The sequence below is a fragment of the Lutispora saccharofermentans genome (assembly GCF_024363565.1).
GTDB lineage: Bacteria > Bacillota > Clostridia > Lutisporales > Lutisporaceae > Lutispora > Lutispora saccharofermentans.
In genome coordinates this window covers 320,180-332,810 of sequence record NZ_JAJEKE010000001.1, presented here as the reverse complement: position 1 = coordinate 332,810, position 12,631 = coordinate 320,180, and the positions used below count along the sequence as shown (strand labels likewise).

The window sequence follows — 12,631 nt, the reverse complement described above, 5'->3', positions numbered from 1 at the left end:
CTTATGTTTAGAAAGCAATTGATAGAATATATTGAAATACTTAGAAATAAGCTTTGGATTATTATATCATCTACGGTTTTGTTATTGATGATAAGCGGAATTTTTAGCTTTTTTATCATTAAGCCCGAGTACCAAGCTTTTTCAACCTTGATGATAGGAAAGCCCAAAGGCTATTATGAAGCCATAGAATATAATGATATATTACTGAGTCAGAAGTTAGTATCAACATACAGTGAAATTGCAAAAAGCAGAACTGTATCAAATGAAGTAATAAAAAATCTGGGTTTAGATATAACATACGATGCTATAAGAAAAAAGGTAAATATTACGCAAGTTGGAGATACGGGAATAATTAAGATTGAATCAAGGGATGAAAATCCGGAAGTTGCTGCTAAGCTAGTCAATGGAATAGTTGAGGTGTTCATGGAAAAAGTGGTCAAAATTATGAATGTAGAAAACGTCCAGATAATTGATAGGGCTGAAATACCGAAAAAGAATATAAGGCCAATTCTAGTTATGAATATGACCGCAGCTGGAATATTGGGGATAATAATTGGAGCACTAATTGTTATTTTAATTGACTACCTGGACAATACTATAAAAACACCTGAGGATATAACTAAATATATAGAGCTGCCTATTATTGGCATGATACCATGAAATACAAACAGTATTTGGAGGTAAGAAATGGATAAAAGAAATATTATCACGAATATTAATCCAAAATCACGTTCAGCAGAAGCATATAGAATATTAAGAACAAATATACAGTTTGCAAACATTGACAAAACTATAAATAGCATAGTAATAACCAGTCCCGGGCAAGGGGATGGGAAAAGCACTGTTATTGCCAACCTTGCTGTAGCCATAGCACGGAATAATAAAAAAGTTTTATTGATAGACGCTGATCTAAGGAAGCCCAATGTGCATACGTTTTTTCAAGTGAGTAATACAAAGGGCCTTACTAATTTATTATCAGAAGATGTAGAATATATAAGAATAATAGAAAGCACTTATGTGGAAAATTTGGACATATTATCATCAGGTCCAATTCCACCTAATCCTTCTGAGCTTCTAGGATCAAACAGAATAAAAATATTACTGGATGAGTTAAAGACCGTATATGATATGGTGCTTTTTGACTCACCTCCCGCATGCTTAGTTACGGATGCTGCAGTTTTATCAACAATAGCAGATGGAGTCATCTTGGTCTGTGCAGCAGGACAAACTACAATTGAGAATGCAAAAAATGCTAAAGCTTTACTGAATAAAGTAAATGCTAATATTATAGGAGTTGTCTTAAATAAAATGGTAACAAAAGCCGGACGTTATAATAAAGCAGATGATTATTATTCCTATTATGAGGGTGAATAATATGGTTGATATACATTGCCATATACTACCCGGAATCGATGATGGACCTGGTAATGTTGAAGAATCAATTGAAATGGCTAAACGTGCTGAGAGCAACGGAACAAAGGTTATCGTGGCTACACCGCACTATATAGAAGGTGAAGGGTATAAAAGCTATCTATATAATTTGGAAATATTAAATAACTTAAAAAATGAATTATTAAATAGACAAATAAAAATTGAAATTTTACTTGGAAATGAGGTGTTTATTACACCTAATACTATTGAACTACTAGAAAATAATGAGATAGCTACAATAAACAAAACAAAATATATATTGATAGAGCTACCTATGGTTGATATACCCGGCTATATTGATCAAATAATATTTTCCCTAAGATTAAAGGGGATTTATCCAATATTTGCACATCCAGAGCGAAATTTAAAGATAATCAAAAATCCTAATATTCTATATGATTTTATTAAAAGAGGAGCTTTAGTTCAGATAAATCTCTCAAGTTTAGAGAAAGGGAGCAAGGATAGCATCGGTAAAACAGCAGGTATTCTATTAGAAAATAGCATGGTACATTTTATAGCTTCAGATGCTCACTCTAGCAGTAAATACAACTTATCATTAATACATACCTTTGAAATTGCAGGCAGGTATACCAGTAAGAAGAATCTGGAGAAATTTCTTTATGATAATCCTTTGAAGGTAATTAATGATGAAGAACTAACTATTGATGAACCTGTTAAATATAACAAAAAGGCTTTGTTTTTTTATCATTGATCTTTTATTCTATATAAGTCATCAACCATTATCCTAAAAATTCCGGATCGATTGTATGATCGGAGCGAATGGCTTTTTGGAGTATTGTAAGTGAAACCCCTTTGGTGCCCTCATTGAAATGGCATGGGAACCTGTTTTGGCATTGCAGGCATTCTAGATACTCCTCAGAGTCTATTTTTTTTCTATTATCAAATAAAAAAGGTAGAAACTCGTCCTCATTTTCGCTGCCGGGAGCATTGGCATCGATACTATAGGAGTAGACGTAAGAAGCTTGAAATTTTGCAGCAAATTTATTGCCCTTGCATATAGGGCATATTATAGTGCCAGTCATCAGTCATTACCTCTTTCAGTAAAGATTAAACATTAATATTATCCCTATTGAACGATTAAATATTCTTAAATAATGCTGTCCGCTTTCAAAGAGGACAGCATTATTATTTAAAACATGATGAGATTATATCCTTATCTTTAAGTAATGGTATCGTTTAGCTCTCCATGATCTGGTGTAGGGTACATCCAATGCGTCATAAGTATGATGAGATACGAGGGTGCTGGTTGGAGAAAAGCCGGTTACTATAGTTGAGTGGAATATGACTCCGTTTTCATCTTCAAAAAAAATTATGTCTCCCAGCTCAAGCATAGCTACACTGCTCACTTCAACGCCTTTTACAGCATTGGCATTGGCTTCGTTATTCACCTTTAGGGTCCAGTATAACGAGTGAGCAACAGCCCAAGGCACCGACCACGAGTCATCATTTGTATTATAGGTACCTGCCTTATTATACCACCAAGCGTGTTCCGTACCATATGTCATAGGCGCATCGCCGGCAAGAAGGCACTGAGAGATAAAATTCGTGCAGTCTCCGCCCAGGTTTTCGTATATTTTAAAATATTTAAAGCTCGGGTTTGGAGACAAAGCATAAGTTTTCGCATAATTTACCGCACGTGCTCGGTTATACCTGTTTTGTCTGTCTGAAATCATAGCGACCTCCTTATAGTTATTCATATTACTATTTTATGAATGAGATTGAAATATGTTCGTCAAATTCAATGTCCTTCTTCTATAGCTTTTAAATGAGATAAATTGTATAATAAAACTGAATATTTAAATAAAACTTAGGGGGATGTACGATGAAATATGATGTTGAGGCTATGAGAAAACAGTTTCCCGCTATGGAGAGGAAGATAAACGGATATCCTGCCGCCTATCTCGATGGGCCAGGAGGCACACAGGTACCCCAAAGGGTTATCGATAAGGTAGTAGATTATCTTACATGGCATAATTGCAATATTCACGGAGCTTTTGCCACCAGTATTGAGACTGATGATATGCTGATGGAAACCAGAAAAGCTTTCGCGGACTTCTTTGGATGCTCCTGGGAGGAAGTTTCCTTTGGCGCCAATTCTACAACAATAAATTTCAATCTTTCCTCTGCCATAGCTAGAGATCTTAAGCCCGGAGACGAAGTAATAATTACTGATATTGATCATGAGTGTAATAGAGGACCCTGGGAGATGCTGGAGGAAAGGGGCATAATAATACATAATGTCAAAGTGGATCTTGAAAAGTGCATAATCGATATGGAGGATTTTAAAAGCAAGCTCAATGATAAAACTAAGGTCGCAGCGTTCAACTATGCTTCAAATGGTGTAGGTACAGTCAGTGATGTGAAGGCAATGGTTGCCATGGCCCATGAAGCAGGGGTGCTTACTATTGTGGACGCAGTTCACTATGCTCTCCACGGTCCAATAGATGTTAAAGATCTGGATACGGATTTCCTTTTCTGCTCTGCATATAAGTTTTTTGGTCCGCATATTGGGGTATTATATTCCAAAAAGGAGAAATTAGAAGGACTAAGGACTATAAAGGTTAAAGAACAGGATGATTTTGCACCTTATAAATTTGAGACCGGGACATTAAATCACGAAGGCATAGCAGGAGCTGCGGAAGCTATAGAGTTTATCGCTTCCATAGGCGAGACCTACGGAAGTGAATTTGAAAAAGAGTTGAAAGGTTTCAGCGGCAGAAGAAGAAATGTGGTTGCTGGCATGCTGGCTCTGGAGGCTTATGAGCAGCCGATAACAGCGCATTTTATAGATGAATTGGAAAGGATACCGGGAGTTAGGGTTTATGGGCCTCCAAAGGGATATCCAAGAACTTCTACAGTATCCTTTACCATGAAAAACAAATCTCCGAGAGAAGTAGCCGAATATCTTGCAGACAGAGGGATATTTGTATGGGATGGAGATTTTTACGCTTCAAAGCTGGTCAGGGTTTTAGGCTTGAGAGAGAGCGGCGGGCTGGTGCGCGTGGGGCTTGCTCCATACAATACGATGGAAGAGATAGATAGAACTCTGAAGGCTATCAGAGAATTAGCGGAGAAATAGAATTCCGATGCAGCTCATTTTAGTGCTAAAGCTGGATAAATATACTGATAGTCTTATAAATAATAGCCTATAATACCTGTAAATTATGTAAAAAAAACAGGGTCCTGAGTTCTAAATAAATGAATATTTAGACATATGTCCACGCATTGAGTACAGGTATATAATCTAATTAAACAGAACTTGATAAAGGCAAACCCATCGAAAGGTGGCGACGCAAAGCTATAGGGGCTACAGTGAAGAGCACTAAGCCAGCCAGTTGCCGTGATAAATAATGTGGATGCGTTATTTATAAAGCCGCCGTCTTACGATTGGCGGCTTTGTTTAGTTTAATAAAAGCCTTTCTTATAAGACATGATGAATAGCAGGTTGAACAGAAAGGCAGAAATTGAATTTGCATATGATGAAGCGTTGCTGTCGGCATTATGAAAGGCTTTTTTCGCCGTCATGGGGAAGGGGTGAGAAGTATTGGGAATAGTTATTGCAGCATCATTTTTTATTTTTGTTGCTTTATTCTTTATATCTACTTATCTTATAGTAAACAGTAAAGAGATTGTATAGCTTCAAGAATGAAAAAAGATGCACTTATTTTTCAGAGTAATATGTAAAATGAATCCGGGGAAATGCGGCTGACATGAGAATAGGAATTATTGGTGTTTGGAAGGAAAGGATATCCTTTCCTTTTTTTGGCTCCAAGATACACGGAAGGATAGCATTGAAGCTAGAATCATGCTAAAATAAAGCTAAATCAATCTGTTGTGCTATCTTATAGAAGAGTGCATTGTGAAGGAGCTTAGTTACAAAGTCTTAGCTTCGGAGCATCTGCAATCGTTATCAGTTAGCACAACAGATTAATGTAGAAAAAATTAACCGAGGGGTGTCTAAATGGATAAAAAATATATTATCTCAATAGACCAGGGAACCACCAGCTCAAGGGCAGTTCTTTTTGACATGAAAAGCAAAAGCATTAAGGCTGTAAAGAATAAGCAATTCAGACAGATATATCCCTATCCGGGATGGGTGGAGCATGATCCGGAAGAAATATGGCATGGGCAGTTGGAAGTCATCAGAGATGTGATAGCTGAATCAGGGATTGATGCCTCGTACATATCTTGCATCGGCATTGCAAATCAGAGAGAAACCGTTGTCGTATGGGATAAAAGCACGGGAAAACCTATCTATAATGCGATTGTATGGCAGTGCAGAAGGACCGCTGATTTGTGCGATAAGCTAAAAGATGAAGGCTTGGACCAAATAATAAAGAAAAAAACCGGTTTGGTCATCGATGCTTATTTCTCCGGCACAAAAATTAAATGGATATTAGAGAATGTACCGGGTGCAAAGGAACGGGCAAATAAAGGTGAGCTGTTAGCGGGAACAATAGATAGCTGGCTTATATGGAACCTGACTGGGGGCAAAGCTCATGTAACGGATTATACTAATGCTTCCAGAACTATGCTTTTTAATATAACAAGGCTTGAATGGGATGAAGAATTGCTGCAGCATATGGGAATACCAAGAGCCATGCTTCCGCATGTAGTGTCTTCATCCGGAATAGCAGGATATACCTCAGAGGAAATGCTTGGAGTCAAAATACCTATCAGCGGAATAGCCGGAGATCAACAAGCGGCATTATTTGGACAGGCTTGCTTTGAGGTAGGGACTGCAAAAAATACTTATGGTACAGGCTGTTTTATACTCATGAATATTGGCAAAGAGCCTGTAAAATCAGAACATAACTTGATAAATACAATAGCCTGGGTTATCGGAGATGAGGTGGAATATGCCCTGGAAGGCAGCGTATTTAATGCAGGCTCAGCAATTCAGTGGCTTAGAGATGAGATGAGACTGATAAAGACTGCACATGAATCTCAAATAGAGGCAGAAAAGGTTGAAAGCACCGGAGGCATATATGTAGTGCCTGCTTTCACAGGCTTAGGTGCACCATATTGGGACATGTATGCCAGAGGCATTATTGCGGGTATTACGAGAGGGACCAGAAGGGAGCATATAATAAGAGCAGCCCTTGAGTCGATAGCATATCAGAGCATGGATGTTTTAAGAGTGATGAAGCTGGATTCCGGGATTGAGCTGAAGGAGCTGAGAGTAGACGGAGGAGCTTGTGCCAATTCTTTTTTAATGCAATTTCAAGCCGATATTTTAAATATAAATGTTAAACGCCCAAGAATAATAGAGACAACTGCATTGGGTGCCGCATATTTGGCGGGCCTTGGTTCAGGCCTTTGGAACAGTAAGGATGAAATACAAAGGGAATGGGCTCTTGATAAGATATTCATACCATGCATGAGTGACGAGATGAGAAATGAAAAATATATGGGATGGAAGAAGGCTGTGGAGAGATCTATGGAATGGTGCAAATAAGCAAAAATATTGTCATCCTTAGGCTATAGCCTATAGAATGACAATATTTTTCATGCGGCTTCTTTTTTGATCAAACCTCTCAGCTCGTCACCGGACAGGGTTTCTTTATCCAATAACTCGCTGGATACATCCTTCAATATTTGCATATTTTCATTCAATAGAGAAAGGGTGCTTTTTTCTACCTCTCCCAATATGGATGAAATAGCATTGTGAAGCTTTTCCTTTGGCAAATCTTCAGCCGATATTATGCCTAATTCAGACATGCCTCCATATACTATGTGACGGGCAAGGTCAGACGCATTCTGAAAATCGCTTGACGCTCCTGTACTCCTGGAGCTTAACAGAACCTCTTCGGCCAGAGCTCCGGCTAAGGATACTGCGATGCGGCCATTAAGGTAGTCACAGGTATAAAGGAACATATCATCCTCCTGTGTATTGCGCACATAACCCAGAGCATTGCTCCTGGATGCAACGTTTACACTGGCTACGGAATGAGGAAATAAAAGCTCTCCTATCAGAGCATGGCCTGATTCATGTATTGCAATTCTAAGCTTCTCATCGGCGCTGGGAAGCCTGTCAAGCTTTTCTCCCATCATGACCTTTTCAATAGCATTTTTAAAATGCACAGGAGATATTTCTTTTGATTCATCCCGCATTGCCAATATGGCTGCTTCATTGGCTACGCTTTCCAGCTGGGCTCCAGAGAAGCCGAAGGTATCCCTTGCTATAGCCTCTATTTCGACTTCCGCGGATAAAGGCTTATTCCTTGTGTGAAGTTTTAAAATATGAGCCCTTCCTTTTTTGTCAGGCAAGTCAACCTTTACAATGCGATCAAATCTTCCGGGACGTAGAAGTGCCGAATCCAGCATGTCCGATCTATTGGTTGCTCCAATCACAAGGACCTTTACCTCGTCGTCAGAGGTCATTCCGTCCATTTGAACCAAAAGCTCGTTGAGTGTCTGATCATGCTCCTGATGGCTGTGGTTTTGTCCCCTTTTTCCTCCAAGCACCTCGATCTCATCAATGAAGATTACGGCACTGTGCTTGTTCATCCTTTTTGCAGCTTGTTTGGCCTGGGTGAATAGCTGGCGCACCCTTTTTGCGCCTACACCCACATACATTTCCACAAACTCAGAGCCGCTGGCAGATAAAAATACGGAATTGGTGTATTGGGCTGCAGCCTTTGCTAATAGAGTTTTTCCTGTCCCTGGGGGTCCGTTCAATAATATACCCTTCAGCGGGCGAATACCCAAGGCTTTTAGCTTGTCATTGCTTTTTATGAATTCAAGGGCTTCACGCAGCTCATTTTTAGCTATTTCTTGTCCTCCTATATCGTTGAAAGAAATGGAGCTATCCTTTCTTCCTTCGCCTACAGAAGAGCTTTTTACTTTTAATAGCTTGCTATCAGTGATAAAATATATTGCTCCTGCCAATCCTATAAGAAAGATTAAAGGCAATATATCAAATCCAAGAAGGCTTAAAAATGCAATTATTGCCGCTGCAGCACCAATGATATATTCTTTATGCTTCATTATTTTGAATCACCTGCTTTCTGTGCCTGTCTTGGTATAAGCTTGTACAAGGACTTATCGCCTTTAGTCATATGCAGGTATATATATTTGCTGTCAATAAATATTTTGGATTCGGCACCGATAGCATTTGCTATTTCGTCACTCTTTTCTACAAGGCTTGGAAAACTGCCGTCTATTAAAGCTTTTTCGACATAAATGCTTATATCTGAATAAAGCTTTTCCAATTCATCGCTGCCGTTATACTTGATGTTTATCTTATAGGCTTTGCCTTTCAATGCTTGTACAGCTTCTTCGTTGATTTCCGCATATGTTTTTTGGAAATTGGAAATATTATTTAAAGATATATTGATGATTATAGGTTCGTATATTTTTGATGGTTTTTCTAAAACAATGCCTTGAACTCCCTGTATGCTCATAAGTCCCTCGTTCAAAGGCATGACCACAGAATAATTTTGCCATAGGAAACGTGCTCCATATAAAACGAGCAATGTAGCAATAAATGCTAATGTGCCCTTGATTATTTTTGGGGCTTTGATGTTCATAATCCACCTCCATGTTTACATAATATTATAACATGTTTTTTATTTGTGGACTAATGACAAATAATAGAATAGACAGTATAAGGATAGCAAGCGTTGGGAAAAATTATCATAGATGGATATACATAATGTGAAATTGATGTTAGGAAAGGAAGGTGAATGGCATGGATAGGCTTTCACTAATATTGGTAATTATAGGCGCTTTGAATTGGCTTTTGGTAGGTTTATTTCAATTTGATCTGGTAGCTGCTCTTTTTGGAGGGTATAATTCTGTGTTAAGCCGTATTATCTATACATTGGTTGGTCTAGCAGGTCTATGGTCAATAAGCTTATTGTTCAGAGACCGTCAAAAGGCTTAAAAGAAGAACCTCCGAATTTCGGAGGTTCTATTTATCTATAACTTGGCATAGTATTTCAAGCCCTTTAACCAATTCTCCTTCATTTATTATAAGCGGAGGCAGCAGTCTAATTACATCAGGTCCGGCAGTGAGTACCAATAATCCATTAGATAAGGCTTCCTTTTGAATCTTTGCAGCGTTTCCTTGAATCTGTATGCCGATCATAAGTCCTTTTCCTCGGACCTCCAGTATAGTATTACACTTGTTTTTTAAGAATCCTTTTATGATATCTCCCTTAGTTATTACGCTATCCATAAATGCTTTATTGCAAACCTTGTCCAAAACAACCAGAGCCCCTGCTGAAGCCACAGGGTTGGCACCGAAGGTGGAGCCATGATCTCCCGGTTTGAATACCTTGCTTAATTTTTCATTGCATAGCACTGCTCCTATGGGAAGGCCGGAAGCAAGGCCCTTTGCAATGGTTACAATATCCGGTTCTGCATCAAAGTGGTTGTAGCCGAACAATAAGCCCGTTCTTCCTATGCCGCACTGGATCTCATCGAAGATGACTACGATATCATTTTCCCTGCACTTTGCAACAACCTTTTTGACATAATCCGCTTCAAGGGGTATTACACCGCCTTCTCCCTGGATAGCCTCCATCATTACAGCGCATACGCCGGAGTCCAGATTATTGATGAAATCATCGTAGGCATTGGCTGTTACATATTTGAACCCATCCGTAAAGGGAAAGAAGTAATTATGATATTTTTCCTGGCCGGTTGCTGACAACGTGGTCACAGTTCTTCCGTGAAAGGATTGCTTTAGGGTGATTATAGACGATCTGTCTTTGCCGTATTTATCGAAGCTGTATTTCCTCGCCAGCTTAATGGCTCCTTCATTGGCTTCAGCACCGGAGTTAGAGAAGAATACCCTGCTCATACATGCATTATCAACCAATTTCTCAGCCAGTTGGATGGAGGGGAGGTTATAAAAAATATTTGAAATATGAGAGAGGCTTTTGCTTTGCTCTTCTACAGCCTTTATCCATTCTGTATCTCCATAGCCTAAGCTATTAACGCCGACACCGCTGGTAAAATCTATGTAGCTGTTGCCTTTGGTATCATACACAGTAGACCCGTTGCCTTTAACTAAAACCACCGGCAATTGAGCGTAAGTTTCCATAAAATATTTATTTGCCTTATTGATCAATTCCATTGTTAATACCCCCTACTTAATCATTGTGCCTATGCCTTCATCTGTAAATAGTTCCAGCAATAATGAATGCTTCACTCTTCCGTCGATTATATGGGCCCCTTTGACCCCTGCTTTTATTGCATCGCTGCAGCATTTTACTTTGGGTATCATCCCGCCTGTTAATACACCATTGGATGTCAGCTGAGAAATTCCATTGAGATCCAGCTGAGATATCAGAGTGGACGGGTCTGAGGGATCTGTCAATATTCCCGGGACATCGGTAAGAAGTATAAGCTTTTCGGCATTTAATGAAGATGCTATACTGGATGCGGCTGTATCTGCGTTTATGTTATATACAGTTTCCTTATCCTCTCCCAAAGCTATGCTGCTTATCACCGGTATATATCCTGCATTGATACTGCTGTTGATTATATCTGTATCAACCTTTGAAATTTCCCCTACAAAGCCTAGATCATCATCTGCTTCAAGCTTTTTTGCTTGAAGCATGTTACCGTCTACACCGCAGAGGCCTATGGCTTTGCCTCCTTTTTTATATATCATGGCTGTCAAATCCTTATTTATTTTTCCTGCAAGAACCATTTGAACTATATCCATTGTCTCCTTATCCGTGTATCTCAAACCATTTATAAATTTGCTTTCTTTGTTTATTCTTTTCAGTAGATCATTAATTTCCGGCCCGCCGCCGTGTACCACCACCAAATTTATGCCTATGCATTTCATAAGGACTAAATCGTTTATTACCGCTTCCTTAAGACTTTGATTGATCATGGCATTTCCGCCATATTTTACTACAATAGTCTTGCCCTTATGCTGCTGCATGTAGGGTAATGCCTTTGCCAGGATTTCAGCTTTTTTAGAATTTTCCATAATGTCCACCACCTATGAGCGATAATCTCCATTTATTCTTACGTATTCGTAAGTCAGGTCGCATCCCCATGCTGCAGCACTTTTATCTCCCTGGTTCAGGTTGACTAATATTTTTATTTCGGGAGCCTTGAGGATTTTTTTTGCTTTGACTTCATCAAATATGATGGGCATTCCGCATTGATATACCGTCATACTCCCTTCGGGGCTTTCAAAGCCCACATCTATCTTATGGATGTCAAGCTCAATGTTGCTATATCCAAGGGCGCACAATATCCTTCCCCAGTTGGCATCGGCGCCGAAGCATGCTGCCTTTACCAGGTTTGACTTGATCACTGATTTTGATAGGATCTCTGCGGTTTCTTCAGAATTTGCACCTATGACCTGGCACTCAATAAGCTTTGTAGCTCCTTCTCCATCCTTGGCTATGAGCTTTGCCAGATAAGTGTTTACATAGTTTAATGCATCTAAGAATACGCTGTAATGATCATTTTTTTCAGTTATTAAAGTATTTTGGGCCTCGCCATTGGCCAAAATCACTGCCATATCGTTTGTGCTGGTATCTCCGTCAACGCTGATTCGGTTGTAGGATTTATTGACGCTTTCTCTCAATGCCTCCTGCAGCAGATGCTGTTCAATATTTAAATCTGTAGTGATAAAGGACAACATGGTAGCCATATTGGGATGGATCATTCCTGAGCCCTTGGCCATACCGCCTATTGTTACTGTTTTGTCCCCTATGCTGAAGGCCAATGCTATGGTTTTATTGATGGTATCAGTTGTCATGATGGCCTCAGAAGCATTTCCCTCTTCATCCTTGCCTAAGGCTCCGACTAATCTATCCATACCATTTTCTATTGTTCCGATAGGAAGGGGTACGCCGATCACTCCTGTTGAAGCAACAAGAACATTTTCTTTATCGATGCCCAGAGCTTTTGATGTTAAATCTGTCATCATAAAAGCTTTTTTCTTACCGTCCTCGCCGGTGCAAGTATTGGCATTCCCGCTGTTTATGATTATGGCTTGAGCCTTGCCGTCTTTTATATGCTTCATGGTTACATATAAAGGCTCTCCCTTTACCTGGTTAGTAGTATATACTGCTGCTGCATTGCACAATTTGGAAGAATATATTAATGCTAAATCTTTCTTGGATTTTTTTATTCCGCAATGAATGCCTGAGGAATAAAAACCTTTTGCTGCTGTAACGCTGCCTTTGATTATTTTCATATC

Annotated in this window: 13 protein-coding genes and 1 riboswitch; of the genes, 6 read left to right on the top strand and 7 right to left on the bottom strand. The window is 39.2% G+C overall.

The window, feature by feature from the left end; genetic code table 11:
- Nucleotides 1-3 precede the first annotated feature (3 nt).
- From LJD61_RS01655 to LJD61_RS01645, 3 genes are read left to right on the top strand one after another with little or no spacing between them, the layout of a single operon-like run.
- Complete coding sequence (locus LJD61_RS01655) at nt 4-660, top strand: YveK family protein (protein ID WP_255225748.1); 657 nt, start codon at nt 4-6, stop codon at nt 658-660.
- Nucleotides 661-687: 27 nt separating this feature from the next.
- Nucleotides 688-1,374, top strand: coding sequence for a CpsD/CapB family tyrosine-protein kinase (locus tag LJD61_RS01650; RefSeq protein WP_255225747.1), 687 nt, complete (start codon nt 688-690; stop codon nt 1,372-1,374).
- A gap of 1 nt (nt 1,375) precedes the next feature.
- On the top strand, nt 1,376-2,143 hold the full coding sequence (locus LJD61_RS01645) for a tyrosine-protein phosphatase (protein ID WP_255225746.1): 768 nt from the start codon (nt 1,376-1,378) through the stop codon (nt 2,141-2,143).
- Nucleotides 2,144-2,171: 28 nt separating this feature from the next.
- On the opposite strand, the gene LJD61_RS01640 is transcribed toward LJD61_RS01645, so the two are convergent.
- Entirely contained in the window at nt 2,172-2,474 is a 303-nt protein-coding gene (locus LJD61_RS01640; protein WP_255225745.1) for a hypothetical protein, read from the bottom strand.
- 123 nt (nt 2,475-2,597) lie between these two features.
- Nucleotides 2,598-3,125, bottom strand: coding sequence for an amidase domain-containing protein (locus LJD61_RS01635; RefSeq protein ID WP_255225744.1), 528 nt, complete (start codon nt 3,123-3,125; stop codon nt 2,598-2,600).
- A gap of 149 nt (nt 3,126-3,274) precedes the next feature.
- Between LJD61_RS01635 and LJD61_RS01630 the strand changes: the two genes are divergently transcribed.
- Nucleotides 3,275-4,531, top strand: coding sequence for a cysteine desulfurase-like protein (locus LJD61_RS01630; RefSeq protein WP_255225743.1), 1,257 nt, complete (start codon nt 3,275-3,277; stop codon nt 4,529-4,531).
- Between the two features lie 178 nt (nt 4,532-4,709).
- A riboswitch (cyclic di-GMP riboswitch) is annotated at nt 4,710-4,795 on the top strand.
- A 618-nt stretch (nt 4,796-5,413) separates the two neighbouring features.
- Nucleotides 5,414-6,910 carry a glycerol kinase GlpK gene (glpK, locus tag LJD61_RS01625; protein ID WP_255225742.1) on the top strand — a complete coding sequence of 499 codons (1,497 nt, stop codon included), beginning with the start codon at nt 5,414-5,416 and terminating at the stop codon, nt 6,908-6,910.
- Between the two features lie 50 nt (nt 6,911-6,960).
- Here glpK and LJD61_RS01620 read toward each other — a convergent pair whose 3' ends face one another.
- Both LJD61_RS01620 and LJD61_RS01615 read right to left on the bottom strand, forming a co-directional pair.
- Nucleotides 6,961-8,442, bottom strand: coding sequence for an AAA family ATPase (locus tag LJD61_RS01620; protein ID WP_255225741.1), 1,482 nt, complete (start codon nt 8,440-8,442; stop codon nt 6,961-6,963).
- Nucleotides 8,442-8,984 (bottom strand): hypothetical protein, encoded by a 543-nt coding sequence (locus tag LJD61_RS01615; protein ID WP_255225740.1) that lies wholly within the window; start codon nt 8,982-8,984, stop codon nt 8,442-8,444. Before LJD61_RS01615 ends, LJD61_RS01620 begins: the two co-directional genes overlap by 1 nt.
- Nucleotides 8,985-9,145: 161 nt before the next feature.
- On the opposite strand from LJD61_RS01615, the gene LJD61_RS01610 reads away from it, so the two are divergent.
- A complete protein-coding gene (locus tag LJD61_RS01610) occupies nt 9,146-9,340 on the top strand; it encodes a DUF378 domain-containing protein (protein ID WP_255225739.1) in 195 nt (64 codons plus the stop codon).
- 27 nt (nt 9,341-9,367) lie between these two features.
- Here LJD61_RS01610 and LJD61_RS01605 read toward each other — a convergent pair whose 3' ends face one another.
- From LJD61_RS01605 to argJ, 3 genes are read right to left on the bottom strand one after another with little or no spacing between them, the layout of a single operon-like run.
- Nucleotides 9,368-10,537, bottom strand: a complete 1,170-nt coding sequence (locus LJD61_RS01605) for an aspartate aminotransferase family protein (RefSeq protein WP_255225738.1) — start codon at nt 10,535-10,537, stop codon at nt 9,368-9,370.
- A gap of 12 nt (nt 10,538-10,549) precedes the next feature.
- Nucleotides 10,550-11,404, bottom strand: a complete 855-nt coding sequence (gene argB, locus LJD61_RS01600) for an acetylglutamate kinase (RefSeq protein WP_255225737.1) — start codon at nt 11,402-11,404, stop codon at nt 10,550-10,552.
- A 12-nt stretch (nt 11,405-11,416) separates the two neighbouring features.
- Complete coding sequence (gene argJ / locus LJD61_RS01595; protein WP_255225736.1) at nt 11,417-12,628, bottom strand: bifunctional glutamate N-acetyltransferase/amino-acid acetyltransferase ArgJ; 1,212 nt, start codon at nt 12,626-12,628, stop codon at nt 11,417-11,419.
- Between the last annotated feature and the right edge of the window lie 3 nt (nt 12,629-12,631).

What these genes read in the sequence shown, in the direction of transcription:
- LJD61_RS01655 (WP_255225748.1), top strand. Translation starts at nt 4, where the DNA reads ATGTTTAGAAAGCAATTGATAGAATATATTGAAATACTTAGAAATAAG.
- LJD61_RS01650 (WP_255225747.1), top strand. Translation starts at nt 688, where the DNA reads ATGGATAAAAGAAATATTATCACGAATATTAATCCAAAATCACGTTCA.
- LJD61_RS01645 (WP_255225746.1), top strand. Translation starts at nt 1,376, where the DNA reads ATGGTTGATATACATTGCCATATACTACCCGGAATCGATGATGGACCT.
- LJD61_RS01640 (WP_255225745.1), bottom strand. Translation starts at nt 2,474, where the DNA reads ATGACTGGCACTATAATATGCCCTATATGCAAGGGCAATAAATTTGCT.
- LJD61_RS01635 (WP_255225744.1), bottom strand. Translation starts at nt 3,125, where the DNA reads ATGATTTCAGACAGACAAAACAGGTATAACCGAGCACGTGCGGTAAAT.
- LJD61_RS01630 (WP_255225743.1), top strand. Translation starts at nt 3,275, where the DNA reads ATGAAATATGATGTTGAGGCTATGAGAAAACAGTTTCCCGCTATGGAG.
- glpK (WP_255225742.1), top strand. Translation starts at nt 5,414, where the DNA reads ATGGATAAAAAATATATTATCTCAATAGACCAGGGAACCACCAGCTCA.
- LJD61_RS01620 (WP_255225741.1), bottom strand. Translation starts at nt 8,442, where the DNA reads ATGAAGCATAAAGAATATATCATTGGTGCTGCAGCGGCAATAATTGCA.
- LJD61_RS01615 (WP_255225740.1), bottom strand. Translation starts at nt 8,984, where the DNA reads ATGAACATCAAAGCCCCAAAAATAATCAAGGGCACATTAGCATTTATT.
- LJD61_RS01610 (WP_255225739.1), top strand. Translation starts at nt 9,146, where the DNA reads ATGGATAGGCTTTCACTAATATTGGTAATTATAGGCGCTTTGAATTGG.
- LJD61_RS01605 (WP_255225738.1), bottom strand. Translation starts at nt 10,537, where the DNA reads ATGGAATTGATCAATAAGGCAAATAAATATTTTATGGAAACTTACGCT.
- argB (WP_255225737.1), bottom strand. Translation starts at nt 11,404, where the DNA reads ATGGAAAATTCTAAAAAAGCTGAAATCCTGGCAAAGGCATTACCCTAC.
- argJ (WP_255225736.1), bottom strand. Translation starts at nt 12,628, where the DNA reads ATGAAAATAATCAAAGGCAGCGTTACAGCAGCAAAAGGTTTTTATTCC.